Raw genomic sequence first — 23,157 nt, forward strand, 5'->3', positions numbered from 1 at the left:
TTTTAGCAGAGGGGCTCACCTGTTCCCATTCCGAACACAGAAGTTAAGCCCTCTAGCGCCGATGGTACTGCTAACGCGGGAGAGTAGGTCGCCGCCAGTTTTTTTAAAGCTCACCAATTTGTTTTGGTGAGCTTTTTTATTTTAACTGAATCAGGAAAAATGGAATTCTGCTTTTAGGGTGTATTGCCAGGCTATCTTATCATGAATGACAAATCCTTTTTCCATTTCCCATCATTTAGTTAACTGAGGATCTTCCTAATTAAATTTACTTTTAAACGATGATTGGCTTCCTAACCGGAAACTTGTCGTTACGGACCGAGACGATAGTCTTCTGAACCGCAATATATTTTTGATTGTAAACTCAACCCGAAATTAGTCCGTATGAATAACGTCCTTTCCTTTACAAATAAATTCAATTCTGAGTCGCAATAGGGATAGTAGTGGAAATCCTTTTTGCTTGGCCAAAGGTTTGTTTTTTTCCTGAAGAGTAAAGGCAAAAAGATTGTAACGGATAGCCCGGCCGCACTAGTCTGGGTCTTAGCATTGGAGTGCGGATTGCCCAAAAAAAATCCGCTCTACGGGAGAACGGATTGAATATTTTGAAGTTTTGTTAATTAAGCTAGAACCTCTTTTACTTTATTGGCAGCTTCTTCCAGCGTAATTGCCGAGTGAATCGGAAGGCCTGCTTCATCAATAAGTTTTTTGGCTTCTTCTGCATTGGTTCCCTGCAGTCTTACTATTAAAGGAACCGGGAAAGTACCCACTGCTTTATAAGCATCTACCACACCTTGTGCTACTCTGTCGCAACGGACTATTCCTCCGAAAATATTGATCAAAATTGCTTTTACATTAGGATCTTTCAGGATGATATCGAAAGCGGTTTTTACTCTTGCAGCATCAGCAGTACCTCCTACATCAAGGAAATTTGCAGGGTTTCCACCGGAAAGTTTAATGATATCCATGGTAGCCATTGCAAGACCTGCTCCGTTTACCATACAGGCAACGTCACCATCAAGTTTTACGAAATTAAGGCCAGCTTCACCAGCTTCTACATCCATCGGATCTTCTTCTCTTGTATCTCTCAATTCAGCAAGATCTTTATGACGGAAAAGTGAATTATCATCCAAAGTTACTTTTGCATCAACAGCGATAATTTTATTGTCTGAAGTCTTTAGAACAGGATTAATTTCGAAAAGTGATGCATCAATACCTACATAAGCATTATATAAATTGGTGATGAATTTCGTGAATTCTTTGAAAGCATTTCCTTCCAGACCAAGGTTGAAAGCAATTTTTCTTGCCTGAAATCCTTGAAGTCCTAGTGCAGGATCAATGGTTTCTTTATGAATCAAATGAGGAGTAACTTCTGCAACGTGCTCAATATCCATCCCGCCTTCAGTGGAGTATACGACCGTGTTTTTGCCTAAGGCTCTGTCCAGAAGAATAGAAACATAAAACTCTTTAGTTTCCGTTTCGCCAGGATAATATACGTCTTCAGCTACCAATACAGTGTTTACTTTTTTACCTTCAGCAGAAGTTTGTGGAGTAATCAGTTGCATCCCGATGATATTCTGAGCATTTTCTTTCAGTTTATCCATATTGGGTGAAAACTTTACACCGCCGCCTTTTCCACGGCCTCCTGCGTGCACCTGTGCTTTTACCACCCATCCTTCGGCGCCATTCATTTCTTTTAATTTTCCGGCTGCCTCCATTGCTTCTTCTACATTATTAGCAATAAAACCACGCTGTATAGCAACACCGTACTTTGACAAAATCTCTTTAGACTGATACTCGTGAAGATTCATAATATTTTAATTGTATTTTATTTTTTTAAAGATTGACAAATTTACGAAAAAGTTGACAGATGGAGATTGTTCGTCTGCGAAAACTATCCCGAAATCGCCTGATTTTGTAATTTCATAAGGCTGAATTACTGTTTCACATTTTGTTTCTTAGAAAATAGAGAATGAGCATCACCCAAGAAATAATCATCATTAATCCGCCGATGGGAGTAATAGGCCCGAGAAAACTGAGTTTAACACCCCAATGATCCTGAAATGCAAGCAAATAAATACTAAAGGAAAAAATTAAGGTTCCGAAAATCATCAACCACGAAATCCAGTTTTCAGATTTTGTTTCAAATTTCAAAATCCAACCGACAAATAACAGGAAGAATGCCGCGAACATCTGATAGCGTACTCCTGTTTCGAAGCTTTCCAGCCGTTCGGGAGATAATATTTTTCTGAAAGCGTGAGCACCAAATGCACCTAAAATTACCGAAAAAAGTCCGTAAACTGCGCCTATTACTAATGTTAATGTTTTCATTTTGAATTTTAAAATTATTATTTATTAAAGATGATATGTCAATTTTGAAAATAAAGTTCTATTTTATTTTACCATACTTTTCAGGAAGTTCCAGTTTTTTTATTCGTGATTGAATAGCACCTTGATTTCTTCCAAAGAACTCACTCAGTTCAACAGTGTTTTTTCCTGCAAAATATAAAATCTCCAATTTCTCATCATCAGATTTTGACCACGGTAGATAAGCATTTTTATAGTCGTCGTTCTTCTTATGCGAATCTTTTTCTTGAAGCTTGAACGATGGCTTGCTAATTTTGATATTAAATTTATCAGCAATTACCAAAAGTAAATCCAAGTCTTCTTCTGAACCTTCTGCCACAATCATGATTTTCATAATATTTAATTTTGACTGGATCTTATCCTGTTGAATTCCGAAATCACCTCGTGATGGCTCACCGTTTTATCTTTGAAATAAGTCACGAAATGTTGCTTTTCTTCTTCGGTAGCACCCATTTGATTCAGAATATTGAACAAATGCATTTTCATATGCCCTTTCTGAATTCCGGTAGTCACCAACGAGCGCAAAGCACCAAAATTCTGAGCCAATCCGGAAACTGCCAGAATACTCATCAACTCCTGTGCTGAAGGTTTCCCAAGCAGAGCCAACGAAAATTTCACCAAAGGGTGCAGATTGGTCAAACCGCCTACAACGCCTACAGAAATGGGTAAATCTATCCAGAATCTGAAAACGCCATCATCTATGGTGCAATGCGTGAGCGAAGTATATTTTCCATCTTTTGCAGCGTAGGCATGAGCGCAGGCTTCTGTTGCGCGAAAATCGTTTCCGGTGGCAATTACTACAGCATCTACACCATTCATAATTCCTTTATTATGCGTGGTGGCACGAAAAGGTTCTATTTCAGCGATGGTAACGGCGCGTTTAAATTTGGTGGCAAATTCTTCGTTGGAGATTCCACTGTCGTCATTCAGCTCGTCTATTTTGCAGGAAACTTCAGCTCTTACAATACAATCCGGCGTGAAATTCGACAGAATATTCATCACAATTTGCAATGAATTTTTTTCTTCAGAGGTGAAATCTTCATCTTTTGAAACTTCTTCTCTCAAAGTCTTGCCAAACTGTTCCAGACAAGAATTGATAAAATTCGCACCCATCGAATCTACGGTATCAAAACTTGCTTTGAGTTGGTAGTAGTTTTCCATTTCAGCGGTTTTGTCGATAAGCCGAATATTGAGAATACCGCCACCACGATTGCGCATATTTCGGGTAATATCCTCCGTAGCTTCCAGCAGTTTTTGTTTCAGTTTAAAATTAAAAAAATGCTGCAGTTTGTGCGGCTCTACATCTATAATAAAATGGGTATGTCCAAGCTTTTTGGTGTTGATAATGGTGGTCTTGAAACCGCCTTTATCCAGCCAGAATTTTGCGGCTTTGGATGCAGCTGCTACTACTGAACTTTCTTCCACAGCCATCGGAAGTGCCAAAAGTTTTCCGTCTATCAGAAAGTTTGGAGCAATTCCATAAGGCATATAAAAATTGGAAATGGTATTTTCTGAAAACTCTTCGTGCAGTTTTTGTAACTGCGGGTTTTCATTCCAATACTGTTTTAGGATGGTCTGAAATTCTTCATTTCCTTCCAGATATTCATTTACGATCCAATCAATTTTTCCCTGTTTGGTCAGTTTTGAAAAACCTTCAACCGGTTTGTGGTTCATAGCAATGATTTTTGATGGTCAAATATAAGAAAATTAGGCGGATTCAGGTTGCTACAAATACGTTTCGGGAGGTTTTAAACATTATTTTTGGTAATTCTTATCTCAAAGATTTGAAGGACGATTTTCTCCCAAAGTTTGCCTTTATTTTTGTAAATTTGCTGTTCGGGAAAATACTATGACAGAGCACTCTTCAATTAAAACAATAGGTGTCCTTACTTCAGGAGGAGATGCTCCCGGTATGAACGCTGCGCTGCGTGCCGTTGTGCGTACTGCTGCCTATTTCGGCTTGGATTGTTTTGGAATCAGAGAAGGATATAACGGTCTTATTCAGAATGATGTTTTGAAAATGGGGCCTCGCTCTGTAAAAAACATCATCCATCGCGGCGGAACGATTCTGAAATCTGCCCGTTCGGAAGAATTCAGAACAAAAGCAGGAAGACAAAAAGCTTATGATAATTGTAAAGCATTGGGAATTGATTCATTAATCTGCATTGGTGGCGACGGTACTTTTCATGGCGCCAAAGTCTTTTATGAGGAATTTGGAATCCGTGTGATGGGAATTCCGGGAACCATTGATAACGATATTTTCGGTACCGATCAAACCATTGGTTACGATACCGCGCTGAATACTGCTATGGAAGCCATCGATAAAATCCGCGATACGGCAACTTCTCACAACAGAGTTTTTTTCGTGGAAGTGATGGGCAGAGATGCCGGATTCATTGCTCTCAACAGCGGAATTGCCACAGGAGCGATTGACATTCTCATTCCCGAAAGAAAAGATTCTATTGAAGACCTATTTGCCACTTTTGAAAAAGCAGAAAAAGCCGGAAAAACCGCAAGTATTGTAGTCGTAGCAGAAGGCGAAGAGCTTGGAAATATTTATGATATTGCCAAAGCCACCAAAAACGGATTTCCTGAATTTGATATTCGTGTAGCCGTTTTGGGACACATTCAAAGAGGTGGTTCTCCAAGTTGTGCCGATCGCGTTTTGGCCTCCAGATTAGGATACGGCGCCATTGTCGGACTGATGAAAGGAGAAAATGCAGTAATGACCGGGATGATTTCCAATAAAATCGCTTATACTCCTATTGAAGAAGCGATTAAAAAACATAACGAAATTGATAAAGACCTTCTGAAAATATCAGAGATTCTGGCTTTATAAAACTATTTAACAAATTATAAATTTTTAATTATTATGTCAACAATTAAAGTAGGTATCAACGGATTCGGAAGAATCGGAAGTTTAGTGTTCAACGCAATGCTCGAAAGAGACAATATCGAAATCGTTGGTATTAACGACCTTATCGATACCGAGTATATGGCGTACATGATGAAATATGATTCCGTGCACGGCAGATTCAAAGGAGAAATCCAGATCGAAGGCAATGATTTGATTGTCAACGGAAAAAGAATCAGAGTGACTTCTGAAAGAGATCCTAACAACCTGAAATGGAACGAAGTAGGTGCAGAGTATATCGTAGAATCTACAGGACTTTTCCTCGATAAAGAAAAAGCTTCATCTCACCTGAACGCCGGAGCTAAAAAAGTATTGCTTTCCGCTCCTTCAAAAGACGATACCCCCATGTTCGTAATGGGAGTGAACCACAAAGAACTGAATGCTGATCAGCAGATTTTCTCTAACGCTTCATGTACCACCAATTGTTTGGCACCTTTAGCAAAAGTTCTTCACGATAATTTCGGAATTTTAGAAGGTTTAATGACTACCATTCACGCAACTACAGCAACTCAAAAAACCGTGGACGGACCTTCAGCTAAAGACTGGAGAGGCGGCCGTTCCGCACTTCTGAATATCATCCCTTCTTCCACAGGTGCTGCAAAAGCGGTAGGAAAAGTAATTCCTTCACTGAACGGAAAACTGACAGGAATGTCGTTCAGAGTTCCTACAGCCGACGTTTCTGTGGTGGACCTTACTGCAAGATTGGAAAAGCCAACTTCCTACGAAGAGATTTGTGCTGCTATGAAATCTGCTTCCGAAGGCGAACTGAAAGGAATTCTTGGTTACACGGAAGATGCCGTGGTTTCTCAGGATTTCATCGGAGAAAAGAGAACTTCCGTATTCGATAAAGATGCCGGAATCATGCTTTCTCCTACCTTCGTGAAAGTAGTTTCCTGGTACGACAACGAAATGGGTTATTCCAACAAACTGACCGACCTTTTGGTACATTCTGCGTCTTTATAACAGAAAAGATAACATTCATCAATATCAGGCCTCCCGTTTTTCGGGAGGTTTTTGTTTTTTTTAAATTTATTTTTTGTGCAATCCCTCGCCTGCGCTTCAGCCCACAACTCGGGCCGGGCTATTCGTTGCAATCTTTTTTTGCCATAACGGTTCATCAAAGAAATTACATTTGTCCAGGCAAAAAAAGGATTTCCACTGCTATCCCTATTGCGATGTGCGGCTTGGAAATTGTATTTAAGTTCACGAAATAAAAATTTCCTCTTTCTTTTCAATTCTTTAACATGAAAACCATATTCACCATCGGTCATTCCAATCACCCTTTTGAGGAGTTTCTCGAAATGTTGAAAGCATTTGAAATAGAAGCTTTGGTGGATATAAGGCGTTATCCAGGATCAAGAAAATATCCGCATTTCAATAAAGACCATCTTGAGAAATCTCTGCCCGAAAAAGAAATTCAATACTTTCATTATGAAGATTTAGGCGGCAGAAGAAAAGTGAAACCTGATTCTCACAATACTGCATGGCGATTGGATTCCTTTCGTGGTTATGCCGACTATATGGAAACCGAATCTTTCAAAAAAGCCATCGAAAAACTGGAAATATTGGCAAAAGAAAAACGCATCGCTTATATGTGTTCCGAAGCAGTATGGTGGAGCTGTCACCGCTCTTTGGTTTCAGATTATCTCAAAAATGAAGGCTGGAATGTTCAGCATATTATGAGCAAAACCAAAAGCAATGAGCATCCTTATACAAAACCCGCAAGAATAATAAATGATAAATTGGTCTACACCGAAGAAACTTTATTTTGATTTAATCTACATCATTACGAAACTGTTCTCTTTAGGAAAGTCAATACAAATAATATCTTTGATGCTATAATTTTTTAATAACCAGCAACTTAATTATTAAATTTAATTGAATGCAAATTAAAATTCAATTATTTAAAAGTTCTAACCTCCTGATTTTCAAAAAAATTCATACTCGAGGTTTCTCGCTGCTATCTTTTTCGTATCTTTGCACCCGAATTATAGACGATCTTTTACATGAATTTATTTACGGAGACCAACTTAAGTCCTGAATTATTGAAGGCAGTTGGCGAACTGGGCTTTATTAGCCCTACAGAAATCCAAAAACAGACTATTCCTTTTATCTCTTCAGATATTCGCGATCTCATCGCACTTGCGCAAACAGGAACAGGCAAAACAGCAGCATTTTCGCTTCCGATTTTGGATATGATTGACGACGGGAGTCGCAAAATCCAATTATTGGTGCTGTGTCCTACAAGAGAACTTTGTTTGCAGATTACCAAAGACATTAAAAATTACTCGAAATACCTTCCTAACATCAAAACCACTGCGGTTTATGGTGGAAGCAGCATTATGGATCAAATCCGTTCACTGCGCGAGAAACCACAGATTATTGTGGGAACACCAGGGCGGGTAATTGACTTGATTAACAGAAAAGCATTAGATTTTTCTGAAATTCACTGGCTCGTTTTGGATGAGGCAGACGAAATGCTTTCCATGGGTTTCAAAGACGATTTGGAAACCATTCTGCGGGAGACTCCAGAAACGAAACAAACTTTCTTATTCTCGGCAACCATGAACAAAGAAGTGGAAAGAATTTCTAAAAACTATCTTACGAAACCTCACAGAATTTCTGTAGGTTCCATCAATGAGGTGAAGAAAAATATTTCCCACGAATTTTATGTGGTAGGTTATCGTCAGAAAAAAGAAGCGCTGAAACGTTTGATTGATGCCAACCCGAATCAATATTCCATTATTTTCTGCAGAACCAGAATGGAAACCCAAGAAATCGCAGACTTTCTGATGCAAAACGGGTATGCGGCAGATGCGCTTCACGGTGATTTATCCCAAGCGCAGCGAGATACCGTAATGAAAAAATTCAGGCTGAAAAATATTGATATTCTAGTGGCAACCGATGTTGCGGCAAGAGGCCTTGATGTGAATTCCCTGACACACGTGATCCACTATTCTTTACCGGATGACCCTGAAGTTTTCGTTCATAGAAGCGGAAGAACTGGAAGAGCAGGTAAAGACGGTATCTCTATGGCTTTGATTAAACCCGAAGAAACCAGGAAACTGAAACAGATCAAGTCTGTTACGAAGATTGATATTACTGAAAAACAAATCCCGACCGGTGATGAAATCATCAAAGCCCAGGTAGAAGGTGTCTTTGAAAGATTATTTACCGAGCATGAAGACTTCTTTACCTTTGATGACGCTTTGATTCCGGATTTATCAGAATTTTCAAAAGAAGAACTGGTTCACAAGTTACTTCAGTTGCAGTTGAGAGATCTTTCAATGTTCTACAAAGACAAAAAAGATTTGGCAGCCAATAAACTTTCAGACGAAAGAGATGTTCCGTCAAGCAGAAGGGAACGCAGGCGCGATGAAAGGGAGGGAAGACGTGGCGACCGTGATGGCGGCAGAGGCAGAGAGCGTGGCGGAAAACCAAAGCGCAAAAACGAAAATATGACCCGTTTTTTCTTCAATCTTGGAAAAAAAGACAACCTGAAAAAACTGGATATGCTGGATATCATTAACACAGCAACCAAAAAATCCAAGAAACGCCCGGATGTTGGCGACATAGAAATTCTGGAGAAATTTTCATTTTTTGAAGTGGACAAGGATTTCAAAAATGATATTCTGAAAAACTTGCCTTCGATGAAATTCAAAGGAAAGGAAATGAGAGCAGAAGAAGCTAACTAACAGATATGCCGGGATTTATCCCGGTTTTTTTTGTCATGTTTTCCAATGTTAATAAAAATTAATATTAATATTGTCTTTCACTTTTCTTTTATACGGATATTTGCACTCTTAAAAATTAAATCATTTTATAATGGGAATAGGTAATATTTTCAAGGCATTTCAGCCCAAAGACAAGGTGTTCTTCGTATTGTTCGAGAAAGTAGCAAGCACTCTCGTGGAAATGTCCAAAGAATTTCATGATGGAATGTTAGAATTTGACCTGAACGATGACAGGCTTTTGAAAAGAATGAGCGATTATGAACATCAAATGGATGATCTCACTCATGAAATTTTCATTCAGCTGGGAGAAAATTTTATCACGCCTTTCGACAGGGAAGATATCAATATGCTGGCGAGTGGACTGGATGATATTGCTGATTATATGTATGCTTCCGCAAAATATATTTATCTGTACAAAACCCCGCCAACAAAGGAATTTTCTGAATTTTCACTTCTCATTTATAAGTGTTGTATAGAAATACAGAGTGCCCTGAAAAATCTGAAAGGTTTCCACAATCCTGCAGAAGTGAAAGAATCCTGCATCAAGATAAATTCTTATGAAAACATTGCAGATGACGTGCTGAGCCAAGGTTTGGTGAGGCTTTTCGAAAGTGATGATCCGATTAATATCATTAAAATAAAAGATGTTCTGGAATATCTGGAAGTGGTAACGGATAAGGCTGAGGATGTAGCCAACACGATCGAAAGTATTATCATCAAGTACGCATAATTTTTAATTATTTTCAAATGGAATTTCCCATTTTACTTATCATTATTATTGCACTTGCATTAATATTTGATTTCATCAACGGCTTTCATGATGCAGCCAATTCTATTGCCACCATCGTTTCTACTAAAGTTCTTACTCCTTTTCAGGCGGTATTGTGGGCAGCGCTGTGGAATTTTGCAGCATTTTTTGTTGCCATGTATATTATTGGCGAATTTAAAATCGGTAATACGATTGCCAAAACTGTCAACGAAGATTTTATCAATCTCGAAGTAATTTTCGGAGGCCTTATTGCAGCCATTTTCTGGAACTTGCTTACGTGGTGGTTTGGTATTCCGTCCTCATCGTCGCATACCCTCATAGGTGGTTTTTTAGGAGCTGCCCTTATGCATGCACTGGTAATGGATTATAACGCTGTGTCGGCAGCAAATCCCGGATTTACAACTTTGGAAACCTTCAAACATGCTTTGCAGCAGCTTTTTACTCAAAGTGTAGTCAGGTATGATAAGGTGATTCCTATCTTCTTGTTTATATTTTTAGCACCTTTGGTAGGGATGATTGTTTCTGTCATCATCACTCTTATTATTGTTAATATTTCTAAGAATACCAATCCGCATAAAGCAGACAAACAGTTCAAGGGATGGCAGTTGTTTTCTTCTGCACTTTTTAGTCTCGGACACGGTTTGAACGATGCCCAGAAAGTTATGGGAATCATAGGTGCTGCAGTTATTTATTACCACGTTACGCTTGTTGGCGGCAATGATCCTTATGCGATGATGCCTTCTTCGGAGCGTTTTGCGTTTTTTACGACAGATTACATCTGGGTTCCGTTTGTATCCTTCCTTTTTATCGCTATGGGAACCATGAGCGGAGGATGGAAAATTGTGAAAACAATGGGAACCAAAATTACAAAAGTAACTCCATTGGAAGGAGTAAGTGCCGAATCGGCAGGTGCCATTACCCTATTTCTTACTGATCATTTGGGAATTCCGGTTTCTACTACGCATACCATCACGGGTTCTATTATCGGGGTAGGGCTTACCAAAAGAGTTTCCGCAGTACGCTGGGGAATTACCGTAAGCCTGCTATGGGCATGGATTCTTACCATTCCGGTGAGCGCATTTATTGCCGGTATTACTTATTTGCTCATTACATTATTTACTTAATAAACAAAGGTTTAACAAACTTGAAACCGGAGCAACAGACTCCGGTTTTTTCTTTAAAATGATTATATTTGAAGAAAATTGGATGCAATGAAGAGCAAAAATATTAAATGGCTGTCACTGATATTATTGTATCTCGTCACTTCTTTTATTTTCTTTCTTGTTTATCAGGCAGAAGACAGAAGAAACGGGGTTGAAGAACCGCTGTCGACCAGCATTCCGAAGGCGCTTTTTATGGGTTTATGTGTTTTTGGCTACGACCTCTATTTGTTTTTGAAAAAGTTTTTTAAGCGAAAAAATAATGAAACTAAAATAGAATAATTTCAAAAAGCAGTCTGTTTCAGGTTGCTTTTTTTCGTTCCATACGACGGTTTTGTTTTTATACCCAATTGCAAAACCGTATTTTTGTAGGAAACAAAACAGATATGGAATTTTTACAGCAATATCAGGAGATCGTAGAGCAAGGTATCGAAAAATATATGTTCAAAGACAAGCCAAGAGAGCTGTACGAACCGATGAATTATATCATCAATCATCGCGGGAAAAGATTGCGCCCGATTATGGTACTTATGGCTTGCGATCTTTTTGGTGGCGATATCAAAAAAGCGCTGAAGCCTTCCTTGGCTATCGAGTATTTTCACAATTTTACTTTGATTCACGATGATATTATGGATGAAGCACCGTTGCGAAGAAATGTTCCTACCATTCATACCGTTTACGGCCTCAATACAGGAATTCTTTCCGGAGACGGCCTGCTTTTAAAGGCCTATAAGTTTTTTGAAGATCTGGAACCGCAACTCTACAAAGCCTGTGTTCGCGTTTTTACACACACTGGTTTACTTTTGTGCGAAGGCCAGCAATATGATATAAATTTTGAGACTCAGGATAATGTTACTTTCGAAGAATATATCCGAATGATTACCTACAAAACGGGTGTATTGAGCGCTTCTTCTTTTGAAATAGGTGCGTTAATTGCTGGTGCGCCTTTCCGGGATGCTAAAAATATTTTCAATTTCGGGAAACATATCGGTATTGCTTTTCAAATTATGGACGATTATCTGGACGTTTTTGGAGATCAGAAAAATTTTGGTAAACAACATGCCGGAGATATTGTCGAAAATAAAAAAACAGTACTTTATTTAATGGCAAGAGAACACGGAACCGAAGAAGAACGCAAAGAACTGGATTTCTGGTACTCCAAAAAAACGGATAATATCGATAAAGTCTACGGTGTGGAAAAGATTTTCCGAAGGACAAAAGTAGATGAAAAAACACTTCGCCTCGTGGAGAAACACAATGAAATTGCCCACGATTACCTGATGAAAATTGATATTTCCGAAGAAAAGAAAAAACCTTTTATTGAACTGGCCAATTATCTTTTGCGCAGGGATTCTTAATTCAATCTTTCTAAATTTTATATGAAATTCAGAACTGAAGTCCATTTTAACGAAGTTGCCGAAAAAATACAAACTGAAGACCGGATTTTTTCCATAGGTTCATGTTTTTCAACGGAAATGTCAACATTGCTGAAGCGCGGACAGCTCCAAACGCTCAACAATCCTTTTGGAACGATTTTCAATCCGTATTCAGTTAATACCGCATTGCGGCGTATTCACAGCAGCAGTTTTTATACTGAAGAAGATCTGATTGCCTATCAGGATCAGTTTATCTCGCTCGATCATCATTCGGGTTTCAATTCTGATTACGTTCATAAAACACTCGAAAAAATTAATTCAAATATAGAAAAAAGCAACCTTTTTCTTCAGTCCGCCAATTGGGTGATGATTACGTATGGAAGTTCTTTTATTTATGAATTTCTGCCTAAAAATAAACTTGTGGCCAACTGTCATAAAATTCCGGATAAGTTTTTCCGCAAAAGGCTCCTTACCTCAGGTGAAATAAGAAATTCTGTCCGCGAAACGATCTCTTTTCTTAAAGACATTTGCCCGGAAGGAGTTCAGTTGCTTTTTACAGTTTCGCCCGTTCGCCATACCAAAGACGGAATGATGGAGAATCAGAGAAGCAAATCTCTGTTGATCAGTAATTTGCATGAAGTTCTGGAAGAAGCTGAGAACTGTAACTATCTTCCTGTTTATGAAATCATGATGGATGACCTTCGGGATTATCGTTTTTATAAAGAAGATATGATCCATCCAACGCAACAGGCGGTGAATTATATTTTTGAAAAATTCGGGAATGCTTATTTTTCTGATGAAACCATGGATTTTATTGAGGAAAATTTTAAAATAATGAAAGCTTTAGAACACAGAAGTTCGGATGAGCAAAGCCCAAAACATCATGAATTTCTTGAAAATCTGAAAGGAAGAATCGCTTTGCAACAAACGAAGGTGAAACACAAAATATTTACCGAATCCTGAACCCAAATTGATGATTGATACCCACACCCATTTATATTCGGACGAATTTGATAATGACCGCGATGAAATGATACAACGTGCAATAGATAAAGGCGTTGACAAGTTTTTTCTGCCGGCCATCGATTCTTCCACGCATAAAAAAATGTTGAATCTGGAAGCGGAATATCCCGGACAGATCTTTGCAATGATGGGATTACATCCATGTTCGGTGAATCCTGAAACCTGGGAAAATGAGCTGAAAATTGTTGAAAATTATCTCAATTCCAGAGCGTTTTGCGCCATTGGTGAAATCGGAATCGATTTGTATTGGGACAAATCTACATTAGATATTCAAATCATAGCTTTTGAACAACAAATTGATTGGGCCATCCAAAGAGATTTGTCCATTGTCATTCATACCCGCGAAAGTTTCGATGAGGTTTTTGAAGTGCTGGATCGTAAAAAGCATCCTAAACTTCGGGGGATTTTTCATTGTTTCTCCGGAAATTTAGATCAGGCAAATCGTGCCGTCGATCTTGGATTTTTATTAGGAATAGGAGGTGTAGTAACTTTTAAAAATGGAAAAATAGATCAGTTTCTTCATCAAATACCTTTAGAAAATATCGTATTGGAAACTGATTCGCCCTATCTTGCACCGGTTCCTTTTCGCGGAAAAAGAAATGAAAGTGCTTATCTGGAGCTCATTGCAGGAAAACTCGTTACTGTTTATGGAAAATCTTTCTCCGATATTGACAGAATTACCACGGAAAATGCACGGAGAATTTTTGAACAACTATAAAATTTGTGCAAATGTACCATCAAGTTAAAGAATTTCTAAAGCAAAAACTGGGTTCCAGATATTTTAAAATCTTGAAATCCAATTATCTTTTTCTGAAATCTTTGCCTTATAGCAGTAACCTGAATAAACTTGCAGAAATTTATCAGTGTGACAAATGGGGTGCACATTTTTATACACCGCATTATCAATCTTATTTTCGCAAACTGAAATACAAAAAAATTAAACTTCTCGAAATCGGCGTTGGCGGTTATCACCATCCGAATATCGGAGGCAGTTCATTAAGAATGTGGAAAAGATATTTTCCTTTCGGTAAAATTTATGCGCTGGATATTTATGACAAATCTTTTGTACAGGAAAAGCGAATCAGGATATTTCAGGGAAGCCAGGTAGACAAAAAAGTTTTAGATAATATGATGGCCAAAATAGGGGAGCCTGATATTATCATTGATGACGGAAGCCATATTAATGAGCATGTGATCAAAACATTTCAGATTCTTTTCCCGAAATTGAAAGACGGCGGAATTTATGTGATAGAAGATACGCAAACCTCATATTGGCCAGGATATGGCGGCAACAGTGAGAATCTTGCAGATCCCGAAACCATGATGAATTTTTTTAAGAATCTAACGGATGGACTCAATCATCAGGAATTTATTTTACCGAATTACACACCTTCTTATTTTGATAAAAACATTCGGTTTATTCATTTTTATCATAATCTCATTTTTATTTTTAAAGGAGTAAATGATGAGCCTTCCAATGTGGATGTTACGGATCCTGAAAGCGTAGAAGCGGATGAAATCCGGGTCATTTAAAAAAAACCTGCCAACGTTCAGATGACAGGTTTTATAATTATTTCTTTCTAAAGAAATTCTTGTTCTTTACCTTTTTGAAATTAATATTTTCTTTCGCTTGCGGAGTGGGTCTGGGCGTAAAACTCCGGTTGTTGGAATCCCTTTTCTGCACTACGAGATCATCGGTATGATAAGGATGGTCTCGTTCCACAGGAATTTTTTTCCCGATGAGTTTTTCCGTGTTTTTCAGATTAATGAGATCCAAACCGTCTACGAAAGAAATAGATTTTCCTTCTGCGCCGGCTCTTCCTGTTCTTCCGATTCGGTGAACATAGGTTTCTGAAACGTCGGAAAGTTCAAAATTAACCACGTATTTCAGTTCATCAATATCAATTCCTCGGGCTGCAATATCGGTCGCCACAAGAATTCTCGTTTTCCCCGATTTGAAATTATTCAGAGCATTTTGTCTCTGGTTTTGAGATTTATTTCCATGAATGGCTTCGGCAGAAATTCTGCTTTTCTGAAGTTTTTTGGCAATTTTATCTGCTCCATGTTTGGTTCGGGCGAATACCAGTACTGATTCCGAAATATCGTTTTGCAGAATATGGGTCAGCAAATCCAGTTTATTATCCTTTTCCACAAAATATACTTTCTGCTGAATGGTATCAGCCGTTGCAGAAACCGGAGCTACGGCAACTTTCACAGGTTGGTTCAGGATAGAATCTGCCAGACTTCTGATTTCATCCGGAAAAGTTGCAGAGAAAAATAGTGTTTGTCTTTTTTGAGGTAACAGTTTTACGATGCGTTTCACATCATGAACAAAACCCATGTCCAGCATTCTGTCGGCTTCATCCAAAACGAATATTTCAAGATTTTTAAGAGAAATAATTCCTTGCGAAATAAAATCCAGCAATCTTCCAGGCGTGGCTACCAAAATATCGACTCCTCTTTTCAAAGCCGCTTCCTGAGCGCCTTGTTTTACGCCTCCGAAAACGACCAGATTTCTCAGGTTCAAATGTCGTCCGTAAGCGTTGAAGCTTTCTTCAATCTGAATCGCCAATTCCCTCGTAGGAGTGAGAATGAGTGCTTTTATTTGATTATTGCGGATGTTTTTTTCTGTGAGATTCTGAAGGATCGGAATGGCAAAGGCTGCGGTTTTTCCGGTTCCGGTTTGGGCTGTTCCCAGAAGATCTTTTCCTTGTAGAATGGCAGGAATAGATTTTTCCTGAATAGGCGTAGGGTTTTCGTAACCTTCTTCCTGAAGCGCATCAGAAATGGGCTTAATTAGTTTTAAGTCGTTGAATGTCAAATTGATAAATGTTAAATAATAAGTGCGGGCGAAGTGTTTTACTTCTACATTTTTGGAGCGGTTTCCGATGAAGATTCAGCAGAAACGGGAGTAAGAAAATTACCCATGGCTTTTGGAATGCCGCGAAACAGCTGCAAAGATACGTTTTTTCCAGTGGAAAATTAAGATGTTAATTTGTAATCGCATGCAGCTGCAACTTTTCGTGTTTTTTGCATCTTATAGTTAACGTTTATATTTTATCAGAATATTGATTTGACAATTTCAATTTATTTACTGAATAGGTCATAAGCTTTCAGAGATTATTTAACAAAAATTTTAATATGAGAAAAGTCTATTTCTTCCTTTTCTTGATCTTGATTTTATGGAGTAATGCACAAGCTGTGAAGGTTGGGTCTGGATGACACCGGGATTACCTCGGTTAATCTACAGAGTAATCTCTTAATTAATTATTTAAATTTGGGACACAATAATTTGTCAGCAGGAATCGATTTATCGAATTTGCTTTTATTGGAAGAGTTAAGTGTTTTTCAATCTAATTTATCTACTTTAAACCTAAGCAATAATCTTTTACTTAAACGGTTGAGTTTTGGCAACAATTCATTAACCCATATTAATGTTTCTCATTTAGCACTTCTTCAGAACTTTTCCTGCGTCGCAAATTAGCTAACGCAGGTAGATTTAAGTAATAATCCGGCTTTGAAGTATGTCGATTTTACCAGCAATTCCAAATTAACGCATATAAATCTCAAGAACGGGGGAATCATAACCTCATTTGGCTCAGTCCTACAGATCACGGATGGTTGCCGAAGTTGCAGGAAGTATGTGTTGATGATCCTTCCTCTTACTACGCAATTCAGGTTAATAGTGCGTTGCCGCCTGCTGTAAATGTAACTGCGCAATGTACTGCGCTGGATACACAGGAAGTATCCATTGAAAAAACCGATATTAAGATTTTCCCAAATCCTGTGGAAGATGTTCTTTATATCCGTACAAAAGAGAAACTTGTTTCGTATGAAATTATCTCAAGTATAGGATCATTGGTGAAAAAAGGAAACTTTGATAGAGGAGCGTTCTCTGTGAACATGCAAGGTTTGTCAAAAGGTATTTATTACATCAAAATGAGTAATGAGCGTTTTACCACAACATCGAAAGTTATTAAAAAATAAAGAAATTCGCCAAACTCAGCTCAATTATTTTTTAACAAATGTATATTGATTTCCTGCTGTTTTTTTACAGCAGGTTTTTTTGTAAGTAACGAAAGTCAATTTTTAGTTAGGCTAAGAATCGGTGGAAAATAGCTTAATTTTTCAACTATCTGAAATCAGACTTCAGGACGAATAATATTTATAGGACGATCACCCATGCAACTTCTTCCAGATCGCATCTTTCAGTTCCATAAGGCCTTCCTGAGTGACGCCGGAGAAGAAAATGGGCTGCCGGTTTTCCGGAAATTCAGCAGAAATTTCTTTTTTCAGTTCATCATCCAGCAAATCGGATTTGGAAACGGAAACGATAAAGTCTTTATCCAGAAGTTCCGGATTGTATTCTTTCAGTTCGTTTTCCAGAATTTTAAACTCCTGATAATGGCTTTCGGAATCGGCAGGAATCAAAAAGAGCAAAATGGAGTTTCTTTCGATATGCCTTAGAAAGCGGTGTCCCAGACCTTTGCCTTCGGCCGCTCCTTCTATAATTCCGGGAATATCGGCCATCACAAAAGATTTGAAATTTCGGTATTCCACAATTCCCAAATTGGGAGTCAGCGTCGTGAAAGCGTAGTTGGCAATTTTGGGTTTTGCTGCGGAAACGGAAGCCAAAAGTGTGGATTTTCCTGCATTGGGTAAACCTACCAAACCTACATCGGCCAACAGTTTCAGTTCGAAAGTTACATACCCTTCTTCTCCCGGAAGTCCTGGTTGCGCATAACGAGGCGTCTGGTTGGTGGAGGATTTGAAATGCTCATTCCCAAGCCCGCCTTTTCCTCCTTTCATCAGGATGATTTCCTGTCCGTGTTCCAGAATTTCGCCGATAATTTCGCCTTCTTCGTTCCTGGCGATAGTTCCTATGGGAACTTCGATGTAAACATCTTCACCGTCGGCTCCGGTAAGCTGGTTTTTAGCACCGTTCACTCCGCGTTCCGCTTTTATGTGACGTGTATAACGAAGCGGAAGCAGAGTCCATTCATGGGAATTTCCTTTCATGATAATGTGGCCGCCTCTTCCGCCGTCGCCACCATCGGGTCCGCCTTTCGGAATGTATTTTTCGCGGCGAAGATGGGCAGAACCTGCACCTCCGTGTCCGCTTTTACAGTGTATTTTTACGTAATCTACGAAATTTGACATAATAAAGTTGTCAGCAGTCAGGATTCAGTAATCAATATATTGTTTGTGACCGCTGACCACTGATTACTTTTTAATTTTTTCTACTTCTTGAAAGAGTTTTCGGGAAATTTCATCAATTTCACCCACGCCGTTAATCTCTACATATTTGCCTTGCTGTTTGTACAGTTCAGCCACTTCTGCGGTTTTGGCGTAATACTCTGTAATTCTGTTTCTGATGATTTCTTCGTTGGAATCGTCGGTTCTTCCGCTGGTTTCTCCTCTTTTCAGTAGTCTTTCCACAAGAATTTCATCTTCTACTACCAAGGAAAGACACACGGAAATTTCGTCATCCAGAATTTCTTTTACAATGGTTTCCAATGCTTGTGTCTGAAAAGCTGTTCTGGGAAAGCCATCAAAAATAAAACCTTTTGTTTCCGTTGGCTTTTTCACTTCTTCAGTCAGCATATCAATCGTGACCTGATCCGGAACCAATTCACCTTTGTCCATGTAAGACTTCGCCAGTTTTCCTAATTCCGTTTCATTTTTTATGTTGTAACGGAACAAATCTCCTGTCGAAATTTGTTTAAGATTGAATCGTTCAATCAAATGCTGTGCTTGTGTTCCTTTTCCACTTCCCGGAGGGCCGAATAGTACGATGTTGATCATGATTTCTTTTGGGCTTTCAGCGGTCAGCAGTCTGCTTTCAGCTTTTACCTTTGTTATATTAATTAGACTTATTTAATTTCCTGACAGCACAGAAGTGTTTTTAATGGTTAATTCTTCCTTCTGCCAATTGATACAAATCAGGGAGGTTTCTGCCTTGTTCATCATAATCCAAACCGTAACCCAGGACAAATTTATTGGGAATTTCCTTCGCCACGTAATCGATCTTAAAATCCTTTTTGAAAACTTCAGGTTTTAGGAGAAGCGAAGCCACTTTCAGAGATTTCGGCCTTTGTGTATTTTTGAAATATTCAAATAAACTTTCGATCGTGTTGCCCGTATCCACAATATCTTCCATCAAAATAATATGTCTGCCTTCCACTTCTTTAGTCAGATCCATTTTTTTGTAAACAATACCTGTTGATTGTGTTCCGGTATAGGAACTTACCTGCAGAAATGCAATCTCACATTTTCCGGGATAATGCTTCAGAAAATCTGAGAAAAACATAATGACGCCGTTCAAAACTCCTATGAAAACAGGAACTTCGTCTTTGTAATCTTCATGTACTTTTTCTGCAAGATTTTTGATGAGTTCCTGAATTTCTTCATGTTTCAGGTAAGGAACAAATTCTTTATCGTGAATGGTGACCGTTTTCATAAAATGATAAAGCGCAAATTTACGAAAAAGTTTCAAGACAGCAGATTTGCGAACTATTTTTGCTGTATTGTTGCCTACGTTTTTTATAAGGGTTAAATTTGTACGAATCTTAAAAAAAGAAAAAATATGTCAACTTACGTGGTTGTTGGCCTTCAATACGGTGATGAAGGAAAAGGGAAAATCACCGATGTCCTTTCAGCAAAATCCGACTATGTAGTGCGGTTTCAAGGCGGGGACAATGCCGGGCATACAGTGTACGCAGGGGAAGAGAAATTTGTGCTTCATCTTCTGCCGTCAGGAGTTCTGCAGTGTCGCGGAAAATGTATCATTGCCAATGGCGTCGTGGTAAATCCCAAATCCTTTATCAGAGAAATTGAGCAAATTGAAAGCAAAGGGATGAGGACGAATCACGTATTTATCAGCCGCAGAGCTCACGTCATTATGCCGTATCATATTCTTTTGGATACCTATCGTGAAGAAGAGGCGGGCGGAACGCATATCGGAACCACAAAAAAAGGAATCGGGCCGTGTTACGAAGATAAAATAGCCAGAGTCGGTATCCGGATGGTGGATCTTTTGAATCCTGAGGTTCTGCGGGAAAAAATCGAGAAAAACCTCAAATCCAAGAACAGCCTTTTCGAAAAATATTTTGAAAAACCCACCTTGGATGTTGATGAAATTTTTAATGAGTATATTGAAATCGGAAAAAAACTTCAGGATAGAATCGTAGATACAGAAGTAGAACTGAATGAAGCCATCCGCGATAATAAAAATATTCTCTTTGAAGGTGCGCAAGCCCTCATGTTGGATATAGATTTCGGGACGTATCCTTATGTTACGTCATCGTCTCCGTCTACCGGTGGAGTTTGTACAGGAGCCGGAGTTCCGCCTACAGCATTGCAAAATCTTATCGGTGTAGCAAAAGCATATACTACAAGAGTTGGAAACGGGCCTTTTCCCACAGAACTTGATAACGAACTGGGCGAAGAAATAAGAAAGATAGGACATGAATTCGGAGCGACTACAGGAAGGCCGAGAAGAACCGGTTGGCTCGATTTGGTTTCTCTGAAACATGCCACCATGATCAATGGAATTAATAATCTGGTCATTACCAAACTGGATGTACTTTCGGGAATCTCTCCTTTGAAAATCGCAACTAAATATAAAACGGAAGACGGAAAAATTATTGATTACTTCACTTCTTCCACTACAAAACTATACAATTACGAACCAATCTATGAGGAACTTCCGGGTTGGGAAGAAGATATTTCGCATGCAAGAAGCTATGATGAACTTCCTGAAAATGCCAAGAAATATATTGAATTCATTGAAGAATATTTAGGAATCAATGTTTATTTGGTTTCCGTAGGGCCGGAGCGCAGCCAGAACATTATCCGGAAAGAATTATTCTAAATAACCAGTTTTTTGGAAATATAAAAACCGTCTCAACACTTTCTGAGACGGTTTTGTTTTGTTACTCTTTGCTCTTAATTTTACATTCTGTCCACCGTTCCAATTCCCAATAAAGAAAGTGATTTTTTGATCACCAATCCTGTTAGGTGCGAAAGATTCAGGCGCATCGTTTTTACAGAAATATCGTCTTGATTCAGAATAGGATTATTCTGGTAAAAAGAATTGTAAGATTTTACTACATCATAAACATAATTGGCAACCTGCGCCGGGCTGAGTGTTGCAGCAGCTTTTTCTATCACTTCCCGGTAATTGGAAAGTTGCATGATGAGTTCCTTTTCAAAAGCATTCAGTGGATATTCTTCAGGAAATGTATTTTCAGCCGAAAATTCTGCTTTTGAAAGTAAAGACTGGATTCGGGCATAAGTATATTGGATAAATGGCCCGGTATTCCCATTGAAATCAATACTTTCAGCCGGATTGAACAGCATTTTTTTTCGAGGGTCTACTTTTAAAATAAAATATTTCAGCGCACCGAGACCTACAGTTTCATAAGAAGTTTCTTTTTCAGCATCGGAAAGCAGTTCGAGTTTGCCGAGTTCCTGCGCTTTTTCTTTGGCGGTGAGGTACATTTCCTGCATCAGGTCATCTGCATCTACAACAGTTCCTTCTCTGGATTTCATTTTTCCGGCCGGAAGTTCAACCATTCCGTAAGACAAATGGTAAAGATGTTCTGCCCAGGAATATCCCAGTTTTTTCAAAATAAGAAACAATACCTGGAAATGATAATCCTGCTCGTTTCCTACAGTATAAATCAGTTTTTGAATATCGTTTTCTGCAAACCTTTGCACAGCTGTTCCCAAATCCTGCGTCATGTACACAGAAGTTCCGTCGGAGCGCAGCAAAAGTTTATGATCCAAACCTTCTTCAGTGAGGTCAATCCAGACAGAACCGTCATCTTTTCTGTAAAAAACGTTCTTTAAAAGCCCTTCCTGAATAATATTTTTCCCCAAAAGATAAGTTTCGCTTTCATGCTGAACCTGATCAAAATTTACTCCGAGACGCTGATAAGTTTCGTTAAAACCTTGGTAAACCCAGGCATTCATTTCATTCCAAAGGTTTTTAACTTCATCATTTCCTTTTTCCCATTCCAGCAACATTTCCTGAGCTTCCTTCATTAGCGGAGCCTGTTTTTTAGCAGTTTCTTCATCCATGCCGGAGGCGATGAGTTCTGAAATTTGAGTTTTATAATGTTGATCAAAAGCTACATAATATTCACCTACGAGTTTGTCGCCTTTCCTGTTCATGGATTGGGGTGTAGCACCATTCCCGAATTTCTGCCACGCCACCATCGATTTGCAAATGTGAATTCCCCTGTCGTTAATAATCTGCGTTTTGATCACATCATATCCCGCTTCCTGCAGAATTTGAGAAACCGAATAGCCCAAAAGATTGTTCCGAATATGGCCGAGATGCAAAGGTTTATTGGTATTAGGGGAAGAAAACTCCACCATCACCGTTTCATTTTTTGGTGTAATGGTGTTCAGATTTTCACTGGACGTTTTAAGATTTTTCAGAAAAAAAGTATCTTTTATCGTAAGGTTCAAGAATCCTTTTACCACATTGAAATCCTGTATAAAATCGCTTTGGGCCGTAAATGCGCCGCCAAGTTCCATTCCGATTTGATCCGGGCTTTTCTTCAAATATTTTACCAAAGGAAATGTGACAATGGTGAAATCGCCTTCAAAATTCGTTTTGTTTTCCTGGATTTCTAGAGTTACATCGTAGATTTGATACACGCTTTGAATAAGCTCTGCAAGCGTTTGCTGTAAGGTTTCTTTAATATTCATTTTTCCGGAATTGAGATGCAAATATACATAATTAAAGAGCAGACATTCTTATGCACGCTGTCAAGATGCAGGTTTTTAATTCCGAAAAGAACGTGTACTT

The 23,157-nt window shown here is 38.7% G+C and carries 22 protein-coding genes and 1 rRNA gene; 14 read left to right on the top strand and 9 right to left on the bottom strand.

What is annotated here, in order from left to right:
- A 5S ribosomal RNA gene (gene rrf, locus DQ356_RS10610) occupies positions 1–100 on the top strand; the annotation flags it as partial.
- Positions 101–614: 514 nt separating this feature from the next.
- On the opposite strand, the gene sucC is transcribed toward rrf, so the two are convergent.
- The 4 genes from sucC to DQ356_RS10630 form a co-directional block, all read right to left on the bottom strand.
- On the bottom strand, positions 615–1,805 hold the full coding sequence (sucC, locus tag DQ356_RS10615; RefSeq protein ID WP_114304480.1) for an ADP-forming succinate--CoA ligase subunit beta: 1,191 nt from the start codon (positions 1,803–1,805) through the stop codon (positions 615–617).
- 133 nt (positions 1,806–1,938) lie between these two features.
- Positions 1,939–2,325: a DUF423 domain-containing protein gene (locus DQ356_RS10620; RefSeq protein ID WP_114304481.1), complete on the bottom strand. Its 387-nt coding sequence runs from the start codon at positions 2,323–2,325 to the stop codon at positions 1,939–1,941.
- Between the two features lie 58 nt (positions 2,326–2,383).
- The gene (locus DQ356_RS10625; RefSeq protein ID WP_114304482.1) at positions 2,384–2,695 is read right to left on the bottom strand and encodes a hypothetical protein; all 312 of its coding nucleotides are present in this window, start codon (positions 2,693–2,695) and stop codon (positions 2,384–2,386) included.
- Between the two features lie 5 nt (positions 2,696–2,700).
- Positions 2,701–4,035: a hydroxymethylglutaryl-CoA reductase, degradative gene (locus tag DQ356_RS10630; RefSeq protein WP_114304483.1), complete on the bottom strand. Its 1,335-nt coding sequence runs from the start codon at positions 4,033–4,035 to the stop codon at positions 2,701–2,703.
- A 175-nt stretch (positions 4,036–4,210) separates the two neighbouring features.
- On the opposite strand from DQ356_RS10630, the gene pfkA reads away from it, so the two are divergent.
- The 11 genes from pfkA (at position 4,211) to DQ356_RS10690 (ending at position 14,870) form a co-directional block, all read left to right on the top strand.
- Complete coding sequence (gene pfkA / locus DQ356_RS10635; RefSeq protein ID WP_114304484.1) at positions 4,211–5,200, top strand: 6-phosphofructokinase; 990 nt, start codon at positions 4,211–4,213, stop codon at positions 5,198–5,200.
- A 33-nt stretch (positions 5,201–5,233) separates the two neighbouring features.
- Complete coding sequence (gene gap, locus DQ356_RS10640) at positions 5,234–6,238, top strand: type I glyceraldehyde-3-phosphate dehydrogenase (RefSeq protein ID WP_114304485.1); 1,005 nt, start codon at positions 5,234–5,236, stop codon at positions 6,236–6,238.
- Positions 6,239–6,519: 281 nt separating this feature from the next.
- Positions 6,520–7,047, top strand: a complete 528-nt coding sequence (locus tag DQ356_RS10650) for a DUF488 domain-containing protein (protein WP_114304487.1) — start codon at positions 6,520–6,522, stop codon at positions 7,045–7,047.
- A gap of 234 nt (positions 7,048–7,281) precedes the next feature.
- Positions 7,282–8,970, top strand: coding sequence for a DEAD/DEAH box helicase (locus tag DQ356_RS10655; RefSeq protein ID WP_114304488.1), 1,689 nt, complete (start codon positions 7,282–7,284; stop codon positions 8,968–8,970).
- A gap of 130 nt (positions 8,971–9,100) precedes the next feature.
- On the top strand, positions 9,101–9,739 hold the full coding sequence (locus tag DQ356_RS10660; RefSeq protein WP_114304489.1) for a DUF47 domain-containing protein: 639 nt from the start codon (positions 9,101–9,103) through the stop codon (positions 9,737–9,739).
- Positions 9,740–9,756: 17 nt separating this feature from the next.
- Positions 9,757–10,902 (top strand): inorganic phosphate transporter, encoded by a 1,146-nt coding sequence (locus tag DQ356_RS10665; RefSeq protein ID WP_114304490.1) that lies wholly within the window; start codon positions 9,757–9,759, stop codon positions 10,900–10,902.
- A gap of 87 nt (positions 10,903–10,989) precedes the next feature.
- Positions 10,990–11,220: a hypothetical protein gene (locus tag DQ356_RS11245; protein ID WP_114304491.1), complete on the top strand. Its 231-nt coding sequence runs from the start codon at positions 10,990–10,992 to the stop codon at positions 11,218–11,220.
- A gap of 104 nt (positions 11,221–11,324) precedes the next feature.
- Positions 11,325–12,296 (top strand): polyprenyl synthetase family protein, encoded by a 972-nt coding sequence (locus tag DQ356_RS10675; protein ID WP_114304533.1) that lies wholly within the window; start codon positions 11,325–11,327, stop codon positions 12,294–12,296.
- Between the two features lie 21 nt (positions 12,297–12,317).
- A complete protein-coding gene (locus DQ356_RS10680; RefSeq protein WP_114304492.1) occupies positions 12,318–13,277 on the top strand; it encodes a GSCFA domain-containing protein in 960 nt (319 codons plus the stop codon).
- Between the two features lie 10 nt (positions 13,278–13,287).
- Positions 13,288–14,055, top strand: a complete 768-nt coding sequence (locus DQ356_RS10685; protein WP_114304493.1) for a TatD family hydrolase — start codon at positions 13,288–13,290, stop codon at positions 14,053–14,055.
- An 11-nt stretch (positions 14,056–14,066) separates the two neighbouring features.
- On the top strand, positions 14,067–14,870 hold the full coding sequence (locus DQ356_RS10690; protein WP_114304494.1) for a class I SAM-dependent methyltransferase: 804 nt from the start codon (positions 14,067–14,069) through the stop codon (positions 14,868–14,870).
- A gap of 37 nt (positions 14,871–14,907) precedes the next feature.
- Here DQ356_RS10690 and DQ356_RS10695 read toward each other — a convergent pair whose 3' ends face one another.
- Positions 14,908–16,158, bottom strand: a complete 1,251-nt coding sequence (locus DQ356_RS10695) for a DEAD/DEAH box helicase (protein ID WP_114304495.1) — start codon at positions 16,156–16,158, stop codon at positions 14,908–14,910.
- Positions 16,159–16,958: 800 nt separating this feature from the next.
- On the opposite strand from DQ356_RS10695, the gene DQ356_RS10700 reads away from it, so the two are divergent.
- The gene (locus DQ356_RS10700; protein ID WP_166413111.1) at positions 16,959–17,324 is read left to right on the top strand and encodes a T9SS type A sorting domain-containing protein; all 366 of its coding nucleotides are present in this window, start codon (positions 16,959–16,961) and stop codon (positions 17,322–17,324) included.
- Between the two features lie 189 nt (positions 17,325–17,513).
- Here the strand turns inward: DQ356_RS10700 and obgE are convergent, their stop codons facing one another.
- The 3 genes from obgE to hpt all read right to left on the bottom strand — a co-directional run bounded on the left by obgE (position 17,514) and on the right by hpt (position 19,797).
- Positions 17,514–18,497, bottom strand: a complete 984-nt coding sequence (gene obgE, locus DQ356_RS10705; protein ID WP_114304497.1) for a GTPase ObgE — start codon at positions 18,495–18,497, stop codon at positions 17,514–17,516.
- A 63-nt stretch (positions 18,498–18,560) separates the two neighbouring features.
- Positions 18,561–19,142, bottom strand: coding sequence for an adenylate kinase (locus DQ356_RS10710; protein ID WP_114304498.1), 582 nt, complete (start codon positions 19,140–19,142; stop codon positions 18,561–18,563).
- A 100-nt stretch (positions 19,143–19,242) separates the two neighbouring features.
- Positions 19,243–19,797, bottom strand: a complete 555-nt coding sequence (hpt, locus tag DQ356_RS10715) for a hypoxanthine phosphoribosyltransferase (protein ID WP_114304499.1) — start codon at positions 19,795–19,797, stop codon at positions 19,243–19,245.
- 126 nt (positions 19,798–19,923) lie between these two features.
- Between hpt and DQ356_RS10720 the strand changes: the two genes are divergently transcribed.
- Positions 19,924–21,210 carry an adenylosuccinate synthase gene (locus tag DQ356_RS10720; RefSeq protein WP_114304500.1) on the top strand — a complete coding sequence of 429 codons (1,287 nt, stop codon included), beginning with the start codon at positions 19,924–19,926 and terminating at the stop codon, positions 21,208–21,210.
- A gap of 80 nt (positions 21,211–21,290) precedes the next feature.
- Here the strand turns inward: DQ356_RS10720 and argS are convergent, their stop codons facing one another.
- Positions 21,291–23,057, bottom strand: a complete 1,767-nt coding sequence (gene argS / locus DQ356_RS10725) for an arginine--tRNA ligase (RefSeq protein WP_114304501.1) — start codon at positions 23,055–23,057, stop codon at positions 21,291–21,293.
- Positions 23,058–23,157: the final 100 nt, after the last annotated feature.

It is taken from the genome of Chryseobacterium lacus (genome assembly GCF_003336205.1).
GTDB lineage: Bacteria > Bacteroidota > Bacteroidia > Flavobacteriales > Weeksellaceae > Chryseobacterium_A > Chryseobacterium_A lacus.